The organism is Paenibacillus puldeungensis (genome assembly GCF_042678945.1).
In the GTDB taxonomy this organism is placed as follows: Bacteria; Bacillota; Bacilli; order Paenibacillales; family Paenibacillaceae; genus Fontibacillus; species Fontibacillus puldeungensis.
Map to the genome: position 1 here is coordinate 268,441 of NZ_JBHTLM010000003.1, position 20,674 is coordinate 289,114.

22 protein-coding genes are annotated in these 20,674 nt (G+C 48.2%); all 22 read right to left on the reverse strand.

The window, feature by feature from the left end; translation table 11 throughout:
- Nucleotides 1-48: 48 nt before the first annotated feature.
- Nucleotides 49-345, reverse strand: coding sequence for a putative quinol monooxygenase (locus tag ACFQ3W_RS06235; protein WP_379317735.1), 297 nt, complete (start codon nucleotides 343-345; stop codon nucleotides 49-51).
- 20 nt (nucleotides 346-365) lie between these two features.
- Nucleotides 366-995 carry a nitroreductase family protein gene (locus ACFQ3W_RS06240; RefSeq protein WP_379317958.1) on the reverse strand — a complete coding sequence of 210 codons (630 nt, stop codon included), beginning with the start codon at nucleotides 993-995 and terminating at the stop codon, nucleotides 366-368.
- Nucleotides 996-1,039: 44 nt separating this feature from the next.
- Entirely contained in the window at nucleotides 1,040-1,471 is a 432-nt protein-coding gene (locus ACFQ3W_RS06245; RefSeq protein WP_379317737.1) for a MarR family winged helix-turn-helix transcriptional regulator, read from the reverse strand.
- A 171-nt stretch (nucleotides 1,472-1,642) separates the two neighbouring features.
- On the reverse strand, nucleotides 1,643-2,359 hold the full coding sequence (locus tag ACFQ3W_RS06250; RefSeq protein ID WP_379317739.1) for a VIT1/CCC1 transporter family protein: 717 nt from the start codon (nucleotides 2,357-2,359) through the stop codon (nucleotides 1,643-1,645).
- A 117-nt stretch (nucleotides 2,360-2,476) separates the two neighbouring features.
- Nucleotides 2,477-3,049 carry a nucleotidyltransferase family protein gene (locus tag ACFQ3W_RS06255; RefSeq protein WP_379317741.1) on the reverse strand — a complete coding sequence of 191 codons (573 nt, stop codon included), beginning with the start codon at nucleotides 3,047-3,049 and terminating at the stop codon, nucleotides 2,477-2,479.
- A gap of 18 nt (nucleotides 3,050-3,067) precedes the next feature.
- Nucleotides 3,068-3,508, reverse strand: coding sequence for a SecDF P1 head subdomain-containing protein (locus ACFQ3W_RS06260; RefSeq protein WP_379317743.1), 441 nt, complete (start codon nucleotides 3,506-3,508; stop codon nucleotides 3,068-3,070).
- Nucleotides 3,489-3,962, reverse strand: coding sequence for a GNAT family N-acetyltransferase (locus ACFQ3W_RS06265; RefSeq protein WP_379317745.1), 474 nt, complete (start codon nucleotides 3,960-3,962; stop codon nucleotides 3,489-3,491). Before ACFQ3W_RS06265 ends, ACFQ3W_RS06260 begins: the two co-directional genes overlap by 20 nt.
- Before the next feature lie 175 nt (nucleotides 3,963-4,137).
- Nucleotides 4,138-4,833, reverse strand: a complete 696-nt coding sequence (locus ACFQ3W_RS06270) for a HEAT repeat domain-containing protein (RefSeq protein WP_379317747.1) — start codon at nucleotides 4,831-4,833, stop codon at nucleotides 4,138-4,140.
- A 232-nt stretch (nucleotides 4,834-5,065) separates the two neighbouring features.
- Nucleotides 5,066-6,079 (reverse strand): GTP 3',8-cyclase MoaA, encoded by a 1,014-nt coding sequence (gene moaA, locus ACFQ3W_RS06275; protein WP_379317749.1) that lies wholly within the window; start codon nucleotides 6,077-6,079, stop codon nucleotides 5,066-5,068.
- Between the two features lie 89 nt (nucleotides 6,080-6,168).
- Nucleotides 6,169-6,402: a molybdopterin converting factor subunit 1 gene (gene moaD, locus ACFQ3W_RS06280; RefSeq protein ID WP_379317751.1), complete on the reverse strand. Its 234-nt coding sequence runs from the start codon at nucleotides 6,400-6,402 to the stop codon at nucleotides 6,169-6,171.
- Nucleotides 6,399-6,842: a molybdenum cofactor biosynthesis protein MoaE gene (locus tag ACFQ3W_RS06285; RefSeq protein WP_379317753.1), complete on the reverse strand. Its 444-nt coding sequence runs from the start codon at nucleotides 6,840-6,842 to the stop codon at nucleotides 6,399-6,401. The genes moaD and ACFQ3W_RS06285 overlap by 4 nt, the downstream gene beginning before the upstream one ends.
- Before the next feature lie 40 nt (nucleotides 6,843-6,882).
- Nucleotides 6,883-8,136 carry a molybdopterin molybdotransferase MoeA gene (locus ACFQ3W_RS06290; RefSeq protein ID WP_379317755.1) on the reverse strand — a complete coding sequence of 418 codons (1,254 nt, stop codon included), beginning with the start codon at nucleotides 8,134-8,136 and terminating at the stop codon, nucleotides 6,883-6,885.
- Nucleotides 8,137-8,176: 40 nt separating this feature from the next.
- On the reverse strand, nucleotides 8,177-9,202 hold the full coding sequence (locus tag ACFQ3W_RS06295; protein WP_379317960.1) for a ThiF family adenylyltransferase: 1,026 nt from the start codon (nucleotides 9,200-9,202) through the stop codon (nucleotides 8,177-8,179).
- 8 nt (nucleotides 9,203-9,210) lie between these two features.
- Nucleotides 9,211-10,737 (reverse strand): nitrate/nitrite transporter, encoded by a 1,527-nt coding sequence (locus tag ACFQ3W_RS06300; RefSeq protein WP_379317757.1) that lies wholly within the window; start codon nucleotides 10,735-10,737, stop codon nucleotides 9,211-9,213.
- Nucleotides 10,738-11,307: 570 nt separating this feature from the next.
- Nucleotides 11,308-11,955 (reverse strand): response regulator, encoded by a 648-nt coding sequence (locus tag ACFQ3W_RS06305; RefSeq protein ID WP_379317962.1) that lies wholly within the window; start codon nucleotides 11,953-11,955, stop codon nucleotides 11,308-11,310.
- A 6-nt stretch (nucleotides 11,956-11,961) separates the two neighbouring features.
- A complete protein-coding gene (locus tag ACFQ3W_RS06310; protein WP_379317759.1) occupies nucleotides 11,962-13,053 on the reverse strand; it encodes a sensor histidine kinase in 1,092 nt (363 codons plus the stop codon).
- Entirely contained in the window at nucleotides 13,029-13,487 is a 459-nt protein-coding gene (locus ACFQ3W_RS06315; protein WP_379317761.1) for a GAF domain-containing protein, read from the reverse strand. The genes ACFQ3W_RS06310 and ACFQ3W_RS06315 overlap by 25 nt, the downstream gene beginning before the upstream one ends.
- Before the next feature lie 47 nt (nucleotides 13,488-13,534).
- A complete protein-coding gene (gene narI, locus ACFQ3W_RS06320; RefSeq protein ID WP_379317763.1) occupies nucleotides 13,535-14,221 on the reverse strand; it encodes a respiratory nitrate reductase subunit gamma in 687 nt (228 codons plus the stop codon).
- Nucleotides 14,218-14,784 carry a nitrate reductase molybdenum cofactor assembly chaperone gene (gene narJ / locus ACFQ3W_RS06325; RefSeq protein ID WP_379317766.1) on the reverse strand — a complete coding sequence of 189 codons (567 nt, stop codon included), beginning with the start codon at nucleotides 14,782-14,784 and terminating at the stop codon, nucleotides 14,218-14,220. The genes narI and narJ overlap by 4 nt, the downstream gene beginning before the upstream one ends.
- Complete coding sequence (gene narH / locus ACFQ3W_RS06330; RefSeq protein ID WP_379317768.1) at nucleotides 14,777-16,414, reverse strand: nitrate reductase subunit beta; 1,638 nt, start codon at nucleotides 16,412-16,414, stop codon at nucleotides 14,777-14,779. Before narH ends, narJ begins: the two co-directional genes overlap by 8 nt.
- Nucleotides 16,404-20,078: a nitrate reductase subunit alpha gene (locus ACFQ3W_RS06335; RefSeq protein ID WP_379317770.1), complete on the reverse strand. Its 3,675-nt coding sequence runs from the start codon at nucleotides 20,076-20,078 to the stop codon at nucleotides 16,404-16,406. The genes narH and ACFQ3W_RS06335 overlap by 11 nt, the downstream gene beginning before the upstream one ends.
- Before the next feature lie 202 nt (nucleotides 20,079-20,280).
- Nucleotides 20,281-20,664 (reverse strand): DUF488 domain-containing protein, encoded by a 384-nt coding sequence (locus ACFQ3W_RS06340; RefSeq protein ID WP_379317772.1) that lies wholly within the window; start codon nucleotides 20,662-20,664, stop codon nucleotides 20,281-20,283.
- Nucleotides 20,665-20,674 lie beyond the last annotated feature (10 nt).

Genomic DNA, 20,674 nt, shown 5'->3' on the forward strand with positions numbered 1-20,674 from the left:
CATCCGCTAGGTAGCTAACGAATGGGGATTTTGATTGATTGAGATAATCTATTTTTTCAGTAGTTGTCCGTCATATGCAGTAATATCCAGTGGAGCAGTCAAGTAGTTCTGCGCTTTAGCAACAAAGGATGTGAAATGCTCACTTGCATTATGGGAGCCAACAGCCTCCATATCTTTCCATACTTCAACCATGATATATGTGTTTTCTTGCTCTGTATCCTTGTACAAATTATAAGAAACATTACCGTTCTCTTCTCTTGAAGCGTGAATCAGTGAATTGATCTCTTCTAAGAAACTATCTTGCTTGGTAGGGTTAATATGAAATACAGCATGTACAATGATCATTGGTCATCTTCCTTTTCTAATTATTTCCACTCTGCAATCTTGTCGATAGGTAAGCGGACAGATTGATATCCTGTATCAACTGCCTTACCTATTGAAATTAGCATCACGGGTACATAACGTTCTTTGTCTAAGCCAAAAGCCTCCGCGATTTGATCCTTTTCATATCCGCCCATCGGGCAAGTATCATAACCATGTGCCCGTGCCGCAAGCATAAGCTGCATGGATACTAGGCCAGCATCAATGAGCACGGTTTCTCTATTTACCTGAGGATCTAATTTTGAAAAATGGGCTGCAAGGCCAGCCATCTGTTTTTCTTTAACCTCTTGAGGCATATACCCAAGCTCAACAGCTTTGCTATATATTTCTTCGCCGTAATCAAAATTGTTAAGATCACCAAACACAGCGATAACTGCTGATGAGGTACTAACCTGGGTTTGATTAAAACGTGCAAGTGGTGCCAGTGCGGCTTTGCCTTCTTCACTATCAATGACAAGGAAACGCCATGGCTGCATATTTACGGATGAAGGCGCAAGGGCTGCTTCTGTGAGAATTTCCGTCATTTCTTCTTTGCTAATTTTTACGGATGCATCATATTGTCTGATGGAACGGCGTCCCGCTACTATTTCGTTAAAATCATTTGTTTTTTGTATGTTACTCATATGTTTCTCTCCATTCCTATTTATATTTCTTGAGATTATAGATCTTTAATGCAATGGTGAATACGACCTAGCAAATCAAGAAGGAGGTTTTTCTCTTCTTCATTGATTTCTTTTAACATCGATGCAACGAAGCGCTTCTTTTCCTCTTGAAAGGAGCTGATTTTTTGACGGCCATAATCGGTAAGTTGCACCAGAGTGACTCTGTTGTCACTTGCCTTTTTACGTCTTGTAATCATACCGTCTGCTTCAAGCTGCTTTACATGACGAGTGATTGCTGCATTATCAATTTTGAGCTCTTGTTGAAGCTCTTGTTGACTCAACTCACCTTCAATCTGGTAAAGCTGATGCAATAGCTCAAGTCGTGACTGACTAATTCCTGTACACTCTGAAAATTTCGAGTTAATTTCTTTGCTGAGAAAATGTAATCTGTATAAAATTATCGACTCTACAGAGTGTTCCTCCGTCAATTTCTCCCCTCCTTTTGTATGTAAATAAATATATTTGATACATCAATGTTTGATACATCAAATATAATAGTACATTTAAATTTAAATTACAAGTACTATTTCCTAATTCCCGAAAATGAAAAACCACCGGAATCGAGATTAATCTCAAATCCAGTGGTTGTGTATGGTCCATTATGATATAAGTTTAGCGATAAAGAATGCAATTCCTGCAGCCGCTCCGCCAACCAGAGCGGTTTGCCAAGCGCTTTTAAGCGGCTTCGATCCGGTGAATTTACCTTTCACGTATCCAAAGACGAAGAGTGCAATCAATGTAACAATGACCGATGTAACCAGCGCGGTTTGGGCATGCTCGATGATCATGTATGGGAATAAGGGAATAATCCCGCCTATTATGTAAGACAAGCCGATCGTCAAGGAGCTGTTCCGCGCTCTTCTCGGCTCAGGTTTTTCAAGCCCTAATTCATATTTCATCATAAAATCAACCCAGCGTTCCGGGTCCTTGCTAATGGATTCAACAGCGGAATTGACGGTTTCTTCAGGAAGCTGCCATTCCCGCAAAATATCCGCGACTTCTTCTCTTTCCCGGTGAGGAAGCTCCTTCACTTCTTGCCATTCCCGTTTTAATTCGGATTCATAGTGCTCCTGATCAGTACGGGCTGCTAAATATCCGCCAAGGCCCATAGCAATCGATCCGGCCGCAATCTCGGCCATACCCGCGATGACGACCAAGCTTGCATTCGCTACGGACCCGGACAACCCGGCGGCGAGAGCAAAAGGAACCGTCAGGCCATCCGACATGCCAATGACGATGTCCCGGATTAGATCCGTCGCCATAAAGTGCTTCTCTTCATGTTTTCCTTCCGACGTTACATTTTCAGTTTGCTGCATACTGTTTCACCCTTCAGTTGTTAAAAATAGGATTGTTACTGCTCGTCCCTAATTGAACATCATAAACCTAGCATTGTCACAGCGCAATGAATGAGGTTTTATTTCGTTAAAAATGCTTTAGTCCCACTTCATGATCTGTAATTCCGGCCATTTTTCCTTCCACTTATCGGCTTTTTTCATATATATTTCTTCAGTAATTAACTTCTTGTTGGGTCTCACGATGAGATTGAATAAATCATTTAACCCAAAAGGGGCGTACACTTTCCAACCATCCTCGTCCACTTTCCTTATGCCAAGTGCTGTAGCCGTAGTTGGCCACGTATCAATCGCTTGTTCAATCGTTTGATACGGAGGCAACTCAATACCAAACTTGTCCTTGTACCACATATGTACCCTGGCCTGGTTTTTAATGTCCAATTTTGTGGGAATGTTTGGAAATAATTTCTTTACATCTCGGATGACCTTATCTTCAACCTCATAACTAAGATCCCGACTATCAAAATAGACGATGTCAATGTCGGTAATGCCATAATCGAGAGGGCGCTCCGTCAACTCGTTCCAAACCGTCTGTGTAATGCAACCCGCCCCAATATAGTATGTATCCAATTTAAGCTGATTTATATGCGAAAAAACTTCCATCAACATATCGCTTTTCTTCAAAATTTGGAGTAGTCTTTCTTGATGTTCCATCTGTAACGCTCCCTGTCCTTATTCCATACTCTCTTTTAGCAGTTCAGCTACTTCTTTCGCCCTCTCTAAAGTAAACCCTCCAGATATGGTAAAGTCGCCAGAAGTTATTTCACCGCTCACAACGACTGAAATGATTAATTCATCATTACCATAAATGGACAATGTCTCGCCTATCATATTGCGTGTCATTTCTTCAAGCTTTTTGGGGTCTTTGAACTTGCCAGTGACTTGACAATCCATTTGTTCTCCATATGTAATCTGGACTGAAGATAAATCTGCGCCCGTCGCCAGAATTATTCCATCCTTATCTTCAAATGTTACGACGGCTTGTTCTTGACCAATTTCAGGTACATCCATGCCCAAATGAAGACCATTTGAGATTAGTATCATGAGATACAAAATCATCTTTAACAAAGTACCTTCTCCTTCTTTTTCATTCTCAAATGGTGCGATCTCCATTTTCAATTTTCAAACAATAAACCATTTCATCGTCCATGATTTGACCTGTATTCTCAAAGCCAATTTCTTCATAAAGCTTTTGAGCCGAATGGTTATTAGGATCGAACGAAATATAAATTTCAGTGCAGTTTTTGTTATGGCTTAGTTCATCAATAATTAATCTCAGGGCCTCTCGGCCGAACCCTTTTCGTTGAAATTTATGGTCAATCATGATGCGGCATATTTCAAATAAACCATCTTCCTCCGAAAATCCATACATCGCAAATCCAACCATCGTATCTTCGTTGTAAATTGCTTTTGTAATCCAGCCCTTTTCTACCTTGGATTGGGCAATCGAAACGGCATTTGACGCTACAAATTCCTCATTGAGATTGTATTTCTTATCGGGATCCGTCGTTAGAAGAATGCATTCGATCCAGTTTGATTCGTCAATGTCCTTTAATGTTACTTTCAAGAGATCGCCTTCTTTATGATTAGTGTATAGCGTAAACATTTCTTAACATCATACCGCAAGTTTTATGCATCCCAAATTTCCCGTAAAAACCCTCCAAATCCGCATCGCACACGATTTGATCTATTCCTTGTACAGTTTCCCGGTAAATGATCTCCAAGATAATCACCTTCAAGTTTCAGATTTGTGACAATGCTCGTTTGGCGGCTAATTTTCCATTATGCTGTCCGTGAACCATAACATCTTTTAATTTCTCTTGTGCGGGCGTATATCTATGAAAACCAAAAGTTTCACAGGCTCTTTCTTGAACAAACATATCCTCATCGTCTAAATACTTAAGAAGCGTATCGAGCTGGTTATACGGGGTTAACGCCATGATACAGAAAATGTACTGACATCTTAGTTCATCGTCCAACTCTGAGCTTTCTAACAGTTGATTTAATTGTTGGATGCAGCTGAGATCATGATCCATAAATTCATTGTTGTTGTGTTCTTTATCCCTTGGATAATCCTTTTCCAATTCATCCCAGTCAAGTTGAGGATTTTTTTCTAATTCAGCAACAAACGAATCAACGCTTCTAAACCCCGGCGAGATATCCGTCTCCTCGTGATTGATGTAACAAACTCTATATTTTAGCGGGCCATCGTAAAATAAACCTATGTAATTGGAATTGTCGTCTGTCCATATTGGAAAGATGTTTCTATACACATCGATGCTATACATATATTGAAAAAACTCAATGCCCTCATCCTGTGTCAGCATCCGCAAGAAAAACTCATTTTTTTCCTGTACTTCATAATGGGTATTCAATTGGATAGAAATGTCCTCGGGGATAAAAATAGAACATGCTCGGAAAATGTCACTAAAATACACATCTTACACTCCCTTTTCTATTTCTTACAAAGTCTAATTTCTTGTCTTATATATTTAAGTTTAAGCGAAACCAGCTGCTAACCAGCAAGGGATATCCTGACTTTACCATATCTAAGTATATGGCGATAGACAGGGCGACTAAAAAGAAAGACCTGACAGAAAATCACTGTCAGGTCCTTTGATGTTCAACTAGATACTGTTGTGGTGTGAATCACCGCTAAATGCAAGTAAATTATCCACCGATATAAGACATATCGATCTTTTTCCTCTTAACCGTCTGCTCCGTTCGTTCATCGGAGTAACGGTCCATTCGGCTTTCCCAGATTTCAGTAATCGCCGAAAGTAATGCATCGTCGTCCGTGCCATCCCGTAGCATTCTTTTTAAATTAAATCCGGAGGAAGCAAACAAGCAGGTATAGAGCTTCCCTTCAGACGATAGCCGGGCCCGCGTACAGGTCGAGCAAAACGACTCGGAAACCGAGGTAATGAAACCGACCTCTGCCCCTCCGTCTTTATAACGATACCTCTTGGCTACTTCTCCAAAATAGGCGCGATCAACGGGCTCCAATTCGTAAACTTCCCGGAGGCGTTCATAGATTTCCTTCTTTGTAACAACTCTCTCGAAGCTCCAGCCGTTGTCATTACCCACGTCCATGAACTCGATAAAGCGAAGCGGTATCCCCCACTCCTTGAAATGAGCGGCCATCGGCAAAATTTCCTGATCATTCACATGTTTTTGTACCACCATGTTGACCTTGATTTCAAAACCAATCGCTTTAGCCAGCTTGATATTGTCCAGGATCATATCGGGCTTGATGCCTCGTCCGTTGATTTGGCCGAACAGCTCTCCATCCAAAGCGTCCAGACTAACATTCAGACGACGGAGTCCGGCTTCATACAGCGGCTGCGCCTGCTGACCAAGAAGCAAACCGTTTGTGGTTAATCCGATGTCCTCGATTCCTTCAACGGATGAGATCATAGCCACCAAGCCCGGAAGTCCGCTCCGCATCAGCGGTTCACCGCCGGTCAGGCGGATCTTTTTCACCCCAAGTGACGCAAAAAGCTTCGTAAGCCGGTGAATTTCTTCGAACGTGAGCAGCTCATTTTTAGGGAGGAACGCATAATCGTCACCAAACAGCTCCTTGGGCATGCAGTAGGTACAGCGGAAATTGCAGCGGTCTGTGACCGAGATCCGCAAATCCCGAATGGGTCTTTGCAACTGGTCCTTTGGCGTTCTATTTCTCATGCGATCGATTCCCTCCCTTCGTAGTCTTTCATGATGTTAATATTGCCATATTTAAATAACTCGCGCTAGTCCGAAGCTTCATCAATTTATTAACCTCCGCTAACAGGAGGAATGAAGGCGACGACGTCCCCGTCCTTCAATAGATCCGAAGTCAGCGCATACTCCTCATTTACGGCAACCCGCAGCGAATCCACAGGAAGATTAGGATATTTGTCCGCTGCCCAGGCAAGTATACCTCCAACGGTTAATCCGATCAGGTCTACCTTCTCTTCGGCCACGCCACAGACATCCCGAAGCCCGGCAAAATATAAGAGCTTAATCATGAACAAACTCCTCCTTCCGGTTTCTTTTTTTGATGTCCGATCCACTGCGTCCCATCTTCCCAAATTTCTTTTTTCCAGATCGGAACGATTTCTTTAATTCGCTCAATCGCATATTCATTGGCTTCGTAAGCAGCCTTGCGGTGCGGAGAGGAAACGGCGATGACCACGGCGATATCACCTATTTGCAGTTCTCCGATACGGTGGGCGATGGCAACCCGAGTCCCTTCCCATCCCTCCTGTATTTCGTCTCCAATCTCCGCCAGCTTTTTCTCCGCCATCGGGATATAAGCTTCATAAGCCAGATACAAGGTGCGCACCCCGTTGGTCCACTGTCTCACATGCCCCGTAAAAACGGTGACCGCACCGGCCTCGGGGCGTAAAACGCAGTCGGCATATTTTTGAGGAATGATCGGTTCTGTTACGATTTCAAATGCTTTCATATTATTGCTGTTCACCCTTGTCATGAGATCGAGACACTTCCTACGATAACGCCCAGCCACTGAGCCCTTCATCGACGCCAAGCAGGAGCACGTCAACTACATCCCCTGCTTTAAACCCTCTCGTTCCCCCCGGCAGCACAATTAGGGAATCCCCTCTTGCAATGGAGGATACCGCGTTGGATTTATTAAATCCGGCTGGGCGTACATGAGTTCCGTCATACACAGCCCGAACGAAGCGGGTAAACGGGTTTGCCTTTGTGAAATCCCCGGCCAGCACGGCCTTTGTACGGGGAAGATACAGCTTTTGGGCACCCATCTTTTTCAAAAGTGCGGGGCGTACAAACAACTCAAAACCTGTATAGCAAGCGGATGGATTTCCCGACAGGCCAAAGAGAAAATAGCCATCCACATGAGCTACAGTGGTCACACTTCCAGGGCGCATTGCCACTTTGTTAAACAGTACCTCCGCCTGGATGCGCTCATAAATGGCCGGAAGGTAATCAAAGTCACCGACGGATACGCCACCTGTCGTGATGAGACAATCCGTCTCCTCCATTGCCTTGCGCACGGCCACCAGACATTCTTCCAGATTGTCGGAGGCCATTTTGTACATTTTACAAGGGACACCCATTCTGGCAAGCTGTGTTGAGATCATCGGTCCGTTGCTGTTGCGGATTTTTCCTGGTGTCAGTGCTTCGTGAACCTCCAGCAGCTCGGTGCCCGTAGCGAGAACGCCTACCACAGGGCGTTTTGCAACCTCTACCTCTCCATATCCGAAAGTAGCGAGCAAAGCTGCCGTTCCGGGATTGATAAAGCTGCCGGCAGGAATGACAAACTCTCCCTCTCTCATATCTTCTCCGCGGAGTGAGAGGTTCTCTTGTTCAGCGAAAGGTTTTCGTATCATAAAGGTTGCTTCCGCTTCGGAGCTAATGGCCTGTTCCAGCATGACCACCGCATTAGCGCCGCTTGGTACCGAGGCGCCGGTCATGATGCGCACCGCTTCACGCTCGCCCAGCGTTTTGTGCGATACTTCCCCAGCTCCTATATGATCAACAACCGTAAATGTGATCCGATTCTCATTGGATGCGCCAGCCGAATCCTGTGACCGGATTGCAAATCCGTCATAAGGCGCCCGGTTAAAAGGCGGAACATCATGGGTGGCCACCAGCGGAGCAGCCAGGATCCGTCCATAGCTTTCCGCGAGCAGTACGGTTTCCGAGCCTAGGGGGAGTGCTTTCTCTATGACACGGGCGACGGCTTCCGACACGGGAATCGGTGTTCTTGCTTCCAGCATTTCTCGTCACGTCCTTTTTCACTTTCTCATATAGCTACCCTTAACCGAACAGCTGATGGTACAGCTTCCGTGCTTCGGGGATGCTTCGTGCTCCATGTATCAGAAGTCTTCCGTTTTGAAACAGAATCATTCGGTGATTAAAGACCTGCAGCTCGACAAAAAAAGGCGTCCTCCTCATTTGATTGGCTGCTCGTCTGCCAATGTTCTCCGCATCGTCCAGAGAGATTGGACGGGCCGGATCAGGCAGCACCTGAACGACATCTCGTCCACAAAGTGTGGAAAACGCCAAACTGCGCGACCTGCTTGCACTTATGGAAGGATAAGTCGGATGCTCCCCACAGGTTGCACAGTCCGCATTGCGGATTTTTGAGATCCCGATATCCATTTGCGTGTTCTGCCATAAATCGAAATAGTGAATCTTATGGCGGATCGCTGCTCTATTCCCGCTCAGCCACTTGAGCGCCTCCGTACACTGGAGCGCTGCCGTCACCTGTACCGCGGGAGATATGATGCCGGCCGTATCGCATGTTTGATTCACGGGAGGCAGCGAAGGAAGCAAGCAGCGAAAGCAGGCGGACTCGCCGGGAATGAACGGAAACACCACCCCGGCGCTCCCTACGCAGGCTCCATAAATCCACGGAATTCTCGCTTTGGCAGCGGCGTCATTAATCAGGAGCCGGGTTTCAAAATTGTCCGTAGCATCCATAAGGAGCATGCTTTTTTCGGCGAGCTGCTCGGCCAGCGGCGCATCCAGATCATCTAGGTACGTATGCAGCCGCACATCTGACCTGATGGCCCTTAATCGGCGTTCGGCGGCGGATACCTTCGGCAGCATCTCATCCGCATCCTGCTCCGTAAATAATTGCTGACGCTGGAGATTGGAATGCTCTACGAAATCACGATCTACCAGGTGAAGCTCACCGATCCCTGCCCGAACCAGGGTTTCGGCGATGGCCGAACCGAGAGCTCCGCAGCCGATTACCGTGACTACGGACTCGGCTAACCGCAGCTGACCTGAAGGACCGATCGGAGCAAATCGGATCTGTCTAGAGTAACGCTCACTCATGGAATCGCTCACTTACCACCGGAAGTAGGCCGATTCTTTTTCGCCTTTTCTTCCGTAATGTCGCTGAACGTTCCCACGTACCGAAGATCCTCTCCCGTTTCATCCCGAACGGCGCTGATCGTCAGCCACTGCAAATACTCCTGGCCATTTTTCCGCTTATTCCAGATTTCTCCCTGCCAGATGCCCTTATCTTTAATTTCTTTCCACATCAATTGATAGAAATCGCCTTCTTGCCGGCCGGATTTTAGGATACTAGGTTTGCCCCCCAGCACTTCCTCTTCTGAGTAGCCTGTCAGCTGACTGAAGGCGGGATTAACCGTCACGATTTTTCCAGCTACATCGGTTACGAGAATGCCCTGACCTGCGGAATTGAAAACCTCGGAGGCCAAGGACAAGCGATTTTGGTAATACAGAAGCACCACTAGCACCAAACTCAGCAATGCCACTTGTGAGAGCAGCATAAAGCCGATCGAATATTGACCGGTTGCCGCGTGAATCGCAGAAAGCATGATTGGCGGGAAAAATCCCCCCAGGCCACCCATCATCGAGACAATCCCGTTTACGATCCCCGCTTGCTTATTGAAGTAGAATGGTACCAGCTTAAATATGACGCCATTCCCGATTCCGGCGCTTACGGCTATGGCCAAGCTTCCCACGGAATAAAGCCCCAGCGAAGGTGAAAAAGCAAGCAAAATAGCGGCTACCGTATAAATAGAAAATGTACCGATAAGCAGAAACAAGGGTTGAAAGCGGTCACCCAGCCAACCGCCGATGGGTCTAAAAAATGTAGCAACCGCAATAAAGCCTGCCGTCCGCATACCTGCGTCCACTTTATCTAATGCAAAATTGGAAACAAGGAAGTTCGGCAGATAAACCGTGAAAGCAACGAACGAACCAAATGTTATAAAATAAAACAGTGAAAAGAACCACAGCTTCTCGTTTTTATACACACCTTTGATTTGCTCTACTATTGGCGTTTTTACTTTGGTTTCCTTACGGTCCCCAAAAAAGAAGTTCAAGGCTATGAAAATAAGCAGCAGGATCAGATACAGCTTTACCGTTGACTCCCATCCGATTCGAGTAGCTAGCACTGGAGCCATAAATGTCGTGATGGCCGTCCCGATATTGCCAATCCCGTAGATCCCGTTGACAAATCCGTGCTTTTCCTTCGGATAGTATTTGGGTATAGAGGTTACGCCAACCGAAAACACCGCCCCGCCTATACCTAGGAATAACCCCCCGATGATCAAATCGGTCATCGTCGACGCTGCGCTAATGTAATAAACCGGAAACAGCAGCATGACGAAGCTAACAAGAAAGATGACGCGTGCTCCGAAAATATTGGCATAGTAACCAAGCGGTATCCGGAGAATGGACCCGAGTACGACCGGAATAGCCGTCACCATGGCCAATTTGTCGGGCGGGATTTGAATATCCGCCTTAATAAAGGGCATCAAGGAGGAAATGATGACCCATACCATAAATCCGATGATCAGGTTCATGGTCTGCAGAGGTAACTGAATTTTTCTAATCATTCTACGCACCTTCTCAACATATGAACTGTGAAAATAGAGACTTACCGATTCTGTCCCCATTGTATTCGCTCCGGGCGCAGGTCAGATATAGGGGATTCCCCTCTCCCTGCCGGGGGAATCCCCCGCAAATTAGAAAAACCCAGCCTGTGGCTAGGTCTTTGTCAATCAGATGTACTTCAGGGGAGACAGACCGCAGGCTGGGGGTACTTTTTGCGTTGGGTCACATCCATATGGTTCTTACCTCTCTCACATGGTAGCGTCCTCACCATTCACCACTAAATGTATTTAGTGCAGTTATTTCTAGGCAAAATGTGGATTTTTGGATTTTAGATGCAAAATGTACATCTAAATTGGATTGATTTGCATTGTCAGGGTTATTTTGTTCTTTTTAGCTGTACTTTTTGCATTTAAATGCCCAATACTTCCAATAGGGCTCTGTTTAACTGTACTAAATGCATTTAAGTTCTAAGGAAACCGTAAGTTCTAAGATTCAGTAAGCTTTAGGATCATTAAGCTTAATGATTCAGTAAGTTCTGCGGTAACAGTGAGTTTTATGATTATGGTCGTAGATTAGAAATCCAGCAGTTTTTTCCTAAGCGCGTACTCCACCAGCTCAGGCCGGCTTTTCAAATTGAGCTTTTCCATAATTTTCGCCTTATGCGCCTCCACCGTCTTGACGGAGACATACAGCATCTCGGCGATTTCCTTGTTGCCGTAACCCTTGGCGATCAACGGCAAAATCTCGAGCTCCCGCTTGGACAACTGCTCTAACGGGTCCTCAGATTGGATCGACTTATCCTTCTTGATAAACTCGCGCACCAGAGACGTGGCCATTTTAGGGTGAATATAGGTTCCGCCGCTATAAATCGTCCGAATGGCCAGAAGCAGTTCCTCATCGGGCGAATTTTTCAGAACGTATCCGGAAGCCCCATTTTTCAGAACGTGGAACAAGTAATCTTCATCGTCATGCATCGTCAGGATGAGAATTTTCGTATCCGGAAAATCCTCTTTGATCTTCCCTGTCGCGATCAGTCCGCTTTCTCCCGGAGGCATGCTGAGATCCATGATAAGTATATCCGGCCGACATTTTGCCGTAACCGTATAGGCCTCGAGACCGTCTGCCGCCGTTCCAATGACCTCCATATCCTCCTGAAAATTCAGAATCATGGAAAATCCGCTGCGCACCACCGCATGGTCATCCGCGATCACGATTTTTATCATGTCTTAGCTCACTCCTCTCTCATGTCCAACCGGGACCTGCAGAACAATTCTCGTGCCCTGTCCAACCGTAGATTCGATGTTGAAGCTGCCGCCCACCAGCTCCGCACGCTCCTGCATCCCGTAAAGGCCCATTCCCGTACCCAGCGGTTTGTCCTCCGGATCGAAGCCAACCCCGTCGTCTTCAACGATGAGCTGAAGCTTATCCCCAAGATCTGTTAACTCTACCTTAACCATGTCAACTCCGGCATATTTCAGGCTGTTGAGCACCGCCTCTTGGCAAACCCGGTAAATGACCGTCTCAATTTCGCTCGCGTAACGCTTTTGCGAAAGATCGGAGGTGAATTCGATAAGCAGCCCGTAGTTGCGTTCCAGGCGCTTAAAATGCGATCGAAAGGCGGCTTCAAGACCGAGGTCATCCAGTGTCGGCGGGCGAAGCTCTACGGACAAATTCCGAATATCATCAAGAAGACGGGTCATGGACGCCTCGGTCTGCTTCATTTTCTTAAGAAGCTGTTCATCGTTCGTCATATATTTCAACACCCGGAGATCGACAACGGCGCTCATCAGCTCCTGCGCCACGCTATCATGCAATTCCCTGGATATGCGCTTGCGTTCATTCTCCTGGGCTTCGATAACATGCTTCATCATTTTATTTTGGTAAAGATTTTCCTGGGTTTGAAACTGCATGGTCAGATCTCTAAGCATAAAGACGCGGATGCCGTTCACGGGATCAATCGTGTGAAACGAGGCCGTATACGGGACGACGCCTTTTCCTTTCGTCTCCAGGTATACCTGGAAGGAGGTCCTATTCTCTGATTCAGGGATATGCAAAAAGCAGCCGATACAGGTCCGAACTTCCGTATCGCTCGTAAAGCCTCTACACGCTGAGCATACGGCATGTTTCTCGCCGCTACGCAATTGGGTCAAGACCTCATCATCCAGCAATTTCTCGGCTGCCGGATTTATGGCGAGCATAACCCCTTCCTTGTCAAAAATAAAAATAGCATCAGAGCTGTTTTTAAACATTTTTTCCATGAGTGCGCTGATCAGCTCTAACTTCGCTGGAGTCGTCAAGGGGCCATCCGTTCCTTCCATATGAAGTCTCCGATTCCTTTCTGGGTTAGCTCCTCTAAGTGCTGAAGCATCTCTTCCGTAACCTGCCGTTCATCACGGTAGGCTCCCATCAGTACGCCTTCAACACGTTCATCCTTCCACAAAGGCACCGCACCGACGCTCTTAAGACTTTCCGATTGGACGATCGGATAATTAAAGAGACAGTCTGATTCCGCATATTGATCCATCGATGGAATCAGGATCGGTTTTCCGGTTTTAAACACCATGCCCGCAATCCCCTTGCCGGACTGCAGGACAATCCGCTTATACCTGTCGTTCTTATTGCCGGAAACATACTTCCATTTGATGACATAGTTGTATTCCGCCGACTCCGCAAGGGCAAGCCCCATAAAATCGAAATCAAGATTACTCCGGATGCGATCAAGCTCCAGCTGGAATGCCGACTTATTCTTCATCGTTCAACTCCTAACGAAAATATGGAAAGAAGGCAGAGCCTCCTTTCCTAGTTCGATTTATGTCTTCTATACAGAATATATCTTCTGTTTATATAATTCAACGGGACGCTCCACACATGGACCAGACGCGAAAACGGCCAGAACACGAAAATGGCAAAGCCCATCAGAATGTGCATTTTAAATGACAGCGGCACATCCTTCATTAGGGACGCGTCCGGGCTAAACATGAACAATCCTCGGAACCAGACGGAGATCGTCTCCCGATAGTCGAATTCGGGCTGAACAGCGTTCGTGACGAGCGTAGCGTACATCCCCATTATGACGATCACCAGCAGCATCACGTTGACAGCCATGTCGGATACCGAGCTTAGGCGTCTAACATTACGCAGCGTAAAGCGGCGAGCGGTAAGAATCAGCATTCCAAGCAGGGTCAGTACGCCGAAAAAGCCGCCGATATACACCGCACCGATATGGTAAATGTGGTCCTCTACGCCAAACGCATGCATCCACGATTTAGGGATGAGAAGACCGGAAATATGTCCGAAAATAACCGGGATAATTCCAAGATGGAACAAAAGGCTTCCGATCATTAGTTGTTTCTTTTCAATAAACTCGCTTGACTTCGCGGTCCAATTGAACTGGTCGTTCCGGTAGCGGAATATGTGACCTACAATAAAAATAACTAAACTCATATATGGGAAAATGACCCACAAAAATTGATCGATCATGTTCATTGAGCGGCAGCCTCCTGTCTTACACAGGCCTTAAGTGTTTCACGCAGTCCTTTAACCAGGTGAAAATAAGGACTTTTTCTCTTTTCAAGCGCATTTAGCAAATGGTAGGTACCATCCTCTAAAATGACCATCGGCACCCGAAAGTTTTCGGGAACACGGGGATCTCTTCTCCACTCGGCGGCATAGAAAAACTCGCACATCAGCGGCAGGTAGTCCGGTAATTCACCCTCCGGCATTTGCAGGCCGAACAGTTCATACAGCATCTTGAGCTTTGCCAGCATTTGACCGCGCTCTTTCGCATCCTCAAACTTAAAATACGTCATGTAGAGCGCGCAATCTTTTTCAAAATCGAAGGTTTCCGTATAAAGCTCCTGAATTTCATCCATGCTTAGCTCCTGCATCAGGGACCAATAGGTGTGAACATAGGAATAGCCCGGATGGTCTACGTCAAAAGATTCCTCCAGAAAAGCTGGATGAAAATCCAGCTTCTCCGGGTACATCAGCTGCCAGGAGAAAAAGCCGAAGGATGGTTTGAAGCTGTACAGTTTTTCTACGTCAATCACGCCAGATCCCTCCGTAGAAGTTTTCTTCATACAACTGTTGACCTGATTTTTTGGGCTTGCTCGATTTATCTTCTGAATGCTCCTGTGATTGGACGGTCCTTGGTGACTTGTCAATAGGTCTTGAATTTATGGCAAAAGCCGGTCCGCAGCCTCCGCAGTCCTGCCCCATTCCTCCGTCGCCCATCATATGGTTGAAGCCGGTTGAGCCCTGGGATCGATACGGGTCCATCTGCTCTTCCTTATGCGACGTTGGAATCACGAACCGATCCTCATATTTAGCTATCGCCAGAAGCCGGTACATCTCCTCCGTTTGCTGTGCGCTCAGACCGACACGTGCAAGCCGACTATCGTCGAACGGCTGCCCGTTGGACTTGGCCCGCATATAAGAACGCATCATGGCCATCCGCTGAAGCGATTCCTTCACCGTTTGCGTATCTCCGGCAGTCAGAAGATTAGCCACGTATTGAATCGGTGTTCTCATCTCCTCAATCGCCGGGAAAATCATGTCCGGATTCGCGATGGAGTCCTTGCCTTCAAAATAATTCATGATCGGGCTAAGCGGCGGTACATACCATACCATCGGAAGCGTACGATATTCCGGGTGAAGCGGAAACGCCAGCTTATGCTCGATGGCCAGCTTGTAAACCGGTGAATTCTGAGCGGCTTCGATCCAGTCCTCTGAGATGCCGTCTTTTTTGGCCTGAGCGATGATTTCCGGGTCTTTCGGATTCAGGAACAGATCGCACTGTGCTTGATAAAGATCCTTCTCATCAGGTACCGATGCGGCTTCCAGCACACGGTCAGCGTCATACAGCAGGACGCCGAGGTAGCGAATTCGTCCCGTGCAGGTTTCGGAGCATACGGTTGGCAGACCGGCCTCGATACGTGGAAAGCAGAAGGTGCATTTTTCTGCTTTGTTCGTTTGCCAGTTAAAGTACACCTTTTTGTATGGGCAACCCGTCATGCAGTACCGCCAGCCCCGGCAGGCCTCCTGGTCTACCAGGACAATGCCATCCTCGTCGCGCTTATACATCGCCCCGGAAGGACAAGAGGCGACACAGCTCGGATTGAGGCAGTGCTCGCATAGTCTGGGAAGGTACATCATAAACGACTTCTCAAAGTTGAATTGGATCTCCTCTTCGATCTTCTTGATGTTCGGATCCATCGGTCCAGTGACATGGGTCCCTGCTAAATCGTCCTCCCAGTTCGGACCCCACTCCAGATTCATTTTTTCGCCGGTTACCGCGGAATGCGGCCGAGCTACCGGGGAATGCTTTTGTTCTTTAGCGTTCGTTAAATGCTCATAGTTATAGGTCCACGGCTCGTAATAATCTTTCATTTCCGGCATATCCGGATTGTAGAAAATTTTTCCAAGCGCCACTTTAGATAGCTTACTTCCGGCCTTCAGCTCCAGCTTGCCTTTACGTAAATGCCAGCCCCCTTTGTAGAGGTCCTGGTCCTCCCAGCGCTTTGGATAACCAATGCCGGGCTTCGTTTCCACGTTATTGAACCAAATGTACTCGGCACCTTTTCGATTCGTCCACGTCGTTTTGCAGGTTACGCTGCAGGTATGGCAGCCGATGCATTTATCCAGGTTCATGACCATTGCGATTTGCGCTTTAATTTTCAAGCCAGTTGACCTCCTTCATTTTACGGACTGCCACATAGACGTCGCGCTGATTGCCGATTGGGCCATAATAGTTGAATCCGTAGCTGAGCTGAGCGTACCCGCCTACCATCTGGGTTGGCTTCAAATGTATACGTGTCGGAGCGTTGTGGCTTCCGCCACGTGTCTCCGTGATCTCGGACCCAGGTACGTTAATGTGTTTATCCTGGGCGTGGTACATGAACATGGTGCCTCGCGGCATCCGGTGGCTAACAACCGCCCGGGCGGTAACGACGCCGTTCCGGTTGTACACTTCCAGCCAGTCATTGTCGGCTATATCATGTGCCGCCGCGTCTTCATTGTTCATCCATACGGTAGGACCACCCCGGAACAAGGTGAGCATGTGCTGATTATCCTGGTAGGTCGAATGAATATTCCATTTGCCGTGCGGCGTGAGATACCGGAGCACCAGCGCATCCTGTCCGCCCTTCACTTCGCGGTCCCGCGGTCCAAGCACCATCGGAGGCAGCGTAGGCTTGTAAACTGGCAGCGCTTCTCCGAATTGGAGGAAAATTTCATGATCGAGATAAAAATGCTGTCTGCCCGTCAGGGTCCGGAATGGTACAAGCCGCTCGATGTTTGTCGTAAACGGTGAATAGCGCCGTCCTTGTTTATTCGATCCGCTGAATACCGGCGTCGGAATGACTTCACGAGGCTGAGATGTAATGCTCTGGAACGTGATCTTCTCCGCCGCCCGGTCCGCGGAAATATCCTTGAGCGGAACGCCATGCTCCTTCTCCGCCTGCTCGTATGCCTTTTGTGAGACTCGGCCATTGGTCGCTGACGATAGGTGAAGTATCGTATCCGCAACTTGCCGGGCCGTTTGAATTTTCGGCAGGCCGTTTTTTATGGTGTCGTCCATATAAACTCCGCTTTGCCGTTTCAATTCCTCATACTCCTCGGCCACCGAGAAGCTTACACCGTGAGCTCCGGTTTTACCCGTCGCCAGGTTCGGTCCGAGCGAGATATATTTATCGTGAATTTTCGTATAATCCCGTTCAACAATGGTTAGGTTAGGCATCGTTTTCCCTGGAATAGCCTCGACCTCTCCCTTAGCCCAATCCTTGACGAGTCCCATCGGCTGAGAAATCTCGCCGTCCGAATCATGACCCAGCGGTGCGGCTACCAGGTCTTTGTATACGCCTGGCAAATGCACCTTGGCCATGTCCGAGAACACTTTGGACAATCGGCTGTAAATGTCCCAATCGGTATGAGATTCCCACAAAGGATTCACAGCCGGATTGAACGGATGCACAAAAGGATGCATGTCCGTCGAGGACAGATCCGTCTTCTCGTACCAGGTTGCCGCCGGCAGCACGATATCTGCGTAAAGCGGAGTCGTCGTCATCCGGAAATCGAGGGCGACCATCAGGTCGAGCTTTCCTTCTACATCCTCCCGCCAAACGATTTCCTCCGGCTTTTGCTCTTCGTTCGGGCGAGCCAACAGGGCATCCCCTGCTCCGAGCAAATGCTTCATAAAATACTCCTGCCCTTTGGCGGAGCTTGAAATCAGATTCGACCGCCAGATGAAGAGCGAGCGCGGGAAGTTTTCCGGTGCACCCGGGTCTTCGACGGCGAACCGGGTTTTTCGCGATTTGATCTCGTCCAGCGTGTAACCTATGATTTCTTCATTTGAGCTTTTCCCCGCCCGCGCCGCTTCCTCGGCGAACATTAGACTGTTCTTGTTAAACTGTGGATAGGATGGCAGCCAGCCGAGACGAGCGGCAAGCACATTGTAATCCGCAGGATGGCTGAACCGCACATCCCCTCCGGTCGGCGATTTGAGCGAATCGGTTCCGCTCTCTTCATAGCGCCACTGCTCCGTTGCAAAATAGAAAAAGGATGTCGCATTTTGTAACCTAGCTGGACCTTGCCAATCTTTAGCAAAGGCGATCGTGGACCAGCCTTCGATAGGCCGGCATTTCTCCTGGCCGACATAATGCGCCCAGCCCCCGCCGTTTACGCCCTGCGAGGCGGTCAGAACGACAAGATTGAGAATAGCCCGGTAAATCGTGTCGCTGTTGAACCAGTGGTTAATCCCCGCTCCCATGATGATCATCGAACGGCCGCCGGTATCGATGGCATTCTGCACAAACTCCCTGGCGATTTGCACTACGACAGACGCTTTGACGCCCGTGATTTTTTCCTGCCAGGCAGGTGTGTAGTGGGACGCGGCGTCATCATAGCCCTTAGCGTTATAGGGGCTTTCCGCCCGGGTTATTCCGTATTGGCTCATCATCAAATCGTAGACGGTGGCGGCAAAACGTTCCGTCCCGTCCGCCAGGCGTATTTTTAAGGCCGGGATGACCCGTTTGAACGTTCCATTCTGCGTATTGTCAAAGTAAGGGAAGACGATTTCCTCCCACTGCTCTCCATGACCTTGCACACTTAACGCAGGCTCGACCTTCGTGCCGTCCTCCCGCTCCAAAATGAGGTTCCACTTCTGATCCTTCTCCCAGCGTTGGCCCATGGTCCCGTTAGGAACTAGCATTTCGCCCGCCGCCTCATCGAAAATAACGGGCTTCCAGTCCGCATGCTCGGAAGTGTCGCCCAGGTCGCTAGCTCTAAGGAAACGTCCGCCCTTCCACGCTTCTTCATGCGGGTCCAGCAAAATCAGAAACGGCATGTCCGTATACTGTTTGGCATAGTTCAGGAACATCGGTTCCTTGCGGTCCTGATAAAATTCATCCAGAATGACGTGAGTCATCGCTTGGGCCAGCGCCGCATCTGTGCCAGGGTTCGGTGCCAGCCAGTTGTCCGCAAACTTGACGTTTTCCGCCAGGTCAGGAGCGACGGACACCACCTTTGTTCCTTTATAGCGAACCTCGGTCATAAAGTGGGCGTCCGGCGTACGGGTCAGGGGCACATTGGAGCCCCACATAATCAAATATCCGGCATTGTACCAGTCGGATGATTCCGGTACATCGGTTTGCTCGCCCCAGATCTGCGGAGATGCTGGGGGAAGGTCAGCGTACCAGTCATAGAAGCTGAGCATCTCCCCGCCCAGCAGTGAAATAAACCGCGCCCCTGAAGCATAGCTGACCATGGACATCGCCGGAATTGGGGTGAAGCCGGCAATCCGGTCAGGGCCGTATTTGCGAATCGTGTAGATCAGCTGGGCTGAGATGAGTTCCAGCGCATCCTCCCATTTCACACGCAGGTGTCCGCCCTTACCACGGGCAGATTTGTAGAGCCCTGCTTTCTCAGGGTTTTCAACGATACTCGCCCAGGCTTCTACCGGATTGTCATGCTCGCTCAGAGCCGCCTGCCAAAGCCGCCACAACTGGCCCCGCATATACGGATATTTCACGCGAAGCGGACTGTATTCATACCAGGAAAAAGAAGCCCCACGCGGGCACCCGCGCGGCTCGAATTCCGGCATGTCGGGGCCGCAGGATGGATAATCGATCTGCTGATTCTCCCAGGTAATAATTCCGTTTTTGACGAACACCTTCCAGCTGCAGGAGCCGGTACAGTTGACGCCGTGCGTCGTCCGGATTACTTTGTCGTGAGACCAGCGCTCGCGGTATACGTTTTCCCAATCCCGGTTTTTCTCCTCGAGAATGGACCAATTATCGGAGTAGCTTTCAATCGGCTTGAAGAAATTTAGCTTTCGTTTTCTTTTCATGAAGGTTAGACGCTCCTTTACAGATATAAATTCACGTAGACGTGAGAGAGCCTCAAATGTATACCTCCATTATGAGATTGCCTCTGCATCTGTTCCCATTAGGGAATATCCTAAAGCCTTCGGGAAATTCCCTCGTTCTTATAAAAATGCAAAAAGGCCTCCCTCTTATAGAGAGAAGCCTTTAAGCGTTGTTCTAAAGCCATCACATGGGGCGGGATTTCAGCCAATTTTGCAAAACGTTTGCATGGTTATGGACAGGATCCTTGGCAGCATACACAAGCGTGACCGTCCGGTCGATGGCCATTTCGCAGATGCGATCAGCGAGCAGCCAGCAACGTGGTTTTTGTTCCAGTTCGCGGACATATTTTTCTGCAAATGCCTCAAAAAACTCCGGCCGATGACCAAACCACTTGCGCAGCTCGGAGCTCGGCGTGATCTCCTTCATCCACTCATCAATGGCAGCTTGTTCCTTGGAAACCCCGCGCGGCCATATCCGGTCAATCAAAATCCGGTACCCATCCTCGGTTAACGGCTCTTCATAAACCCGCTTGATTTGAATATGGGCGGAAGTATCTGACTTGCTCATGAGCGGAAAC

Bases quoted from the DNA above. Each gene is read 5' to 3' on its own strand.
- ACFQ3W_RS06250 (WP_379317739.1), bottom strand. From the start codon at position 2,359: ATGCAGCAAACTGAAAATGTAACGTCGGAAGGAAAACATGAAGAGAAG.
- ACFQ3W_RS06235 (WP_379317735.1), bottom strand. From the start codon at position 345: ATGATCATTGTACATGCTGTATTTCATATTAACCCTACCAAGCAAGAT.
- ACFQ3W_RS06290 (WP_379317755.1), bottom strand. From the start codon at position 8,136: ATGCTGGAAGCAAGAACACCGATTCCCGTGTCGGAAGCCGTCGCCCGT.
- ACFQ3W_RS06260 (WP_379317743.1), bottom strand. From the start codon at position 3,508: ATGGAGATCGCACCATTTGAGAATGAAAAAGAAGGAGAAGGTACTTTG.
- moaA (WP_379317749.1), bottom strand. From the start codon at position 6,079: ATGAGAAATAGAACGCCAAAGGACCAGTTGCAAAGACCCATTCGGGAT.
- ACFQ3W_RS06300 (WP_379317757.1), bottom strand. From the start codon at position 10,737: ATGATTAGAAAAATTCAGTTACCTCTGCAGACCATGAACCTGATCATC.
- ACFQ3W_RS06335 (WP_379317770.1), bottom strand. From the start codon at position 20,078: ATGAAAAGAAAACGAAAGCTAAATTTCTTCAAGCCGATTGAAAGCTAC.
- ACFQ3W_RS06340 (WP_379317772.1), bottom strand. From the start codon at position 20,664: ATGAGCAAGTCAGATACTTCCGCCCATATTCAAATCAAGCGGGTTTAT.
- narI (WP_379317763.1), bottom strand. From the start codon at position 14,221: ATGAACATGATCGATCAATTTTTGTGGGTCATTTTCCCATATATGAGT.
- ACFQ3W_RS06315 (WP_379317761.1), bottom strand. From the start codon at position 13,487: ATGAAGAATAAGTCGGCATTCCAGCTGGAGCTTGATCGCATCCGGAGT.
- ACFQ3W_RS06310 (WP_379317759.1), bottom strand. From the start codon at position 13,053: ATGGAAGGAACGGATGGCCCCTTGACGACTCCAGCGAAGTTAGAGCTG.
- ACFQ3W_RS06285 (WP_379317753.1), bottom strand. From the start codon at position 6,842: ATGAAAGCATTTGAAATCGTAACAGAACCGATCATTCCTCAAAAATAT.
- ACFQ3W_RS06255 (WP_379317741.1), bottom strand. From the start codon at position 3,049: ATGGAACATCAAGAAAGACTACTCCAAATTTTGAAGAAAAGCGATATG.
- ACFQ3W_RS06295 (WP_379317960.1), bottom strand. From the start codon at position 9,202: ATGAGTGAGCGTTACTCTAGACAGATCCGATTTGCTCCGATCGGTCCT.
- moaD (WP_379317751.1), bottom strand. From the start codon at position 6,402: ATGATTAAGCTCTTATATTTTGCCGGGCTTCGGGATGTCTGTGGCGTG.